The 756-nt window shown below is 52.8% G+C and carries 1 protein-coding gene; it reads right to left on the minus strand.

What is annotated here, in order from left to right; genetic code table 11:
• Positions 1-25: 25 nt before the first annotated feature.
• A partial coding sequence (locus GPK89_RS14340) for a Crp/Fnr family transcriptional regulator (protein ID WP_252261694.1) occupies positions 26-756 on the minus strand: 731 nt, incomplete at its 5' end.

The raw sequence follows: 756 nt of genomic DNA on the forward strand, positions 1-756 counted from the left end.
TTCTGTAACGAAGTCACATTTCTTTTTATTTTAGACGATTTAGTCTGTTCTTATCCCGCAGCGTGATTGCACCACGCTTCAGCTCCACCAGCCCGTCCTCCGAGAAGCTTTTGAGCATCCGTGCCACTGCCTCCCGTGCCGAGCTGATGTGCTGGGCGATCTGCTCATGGGTCATGCGTATCGTGTCGGAGCCGGTACGTTCCGCTTCGGCAAGGAGAAATTCTGCCAGCCGCTGATCCAATCCCTTGAACATAATCTGCTGCATCGCCCACATCACATCAGAAAACCGTTTCGTTGCCAGTTCATAGAGAAAACAGCGGACATGGAGATTTTTCTCCTTGAGTGCAGCAATGACAATTGCAGGGATAATCAGAACGTCCGTATCCATTCCGGCAGTCATTTGCGTATCAAAGGTGATCTGACTGATCACGCAGGAGGCGGAAAGCACGCATAGTTCGCCCGGATACAGGCGGAACAGCGTTACCTCCCGCCCCTCATCAGAGAGAAGATAGGTGCGGATCTCGCCGGAAAGAATAAGCAGCATTCCGAGACATTCATTGTCGCTGCTGTGCACGAACGCACCCTTTTTATAATGACGGACAAAGGCACTTCGGCGTAGCGTTTCTTGCTCCTGTTCGGTCAAGGATGACCAGAACGGAAGTTGTGTCAGTGTGCGTTCCATATCAATGGCAGCTGTGCTTGCCGCAGCCGTGGTCACCGCAGGAGTGACCAGCCTCGCCGTGCTCATGGTCATGG

This window comes from Gemmiger formicilis, from assembly GCF_018784445.1.
GTDB lineage: Bacteria > Bacillota > Clostridia > Oscillospirales > Ruminococcaceae > Gemmiger.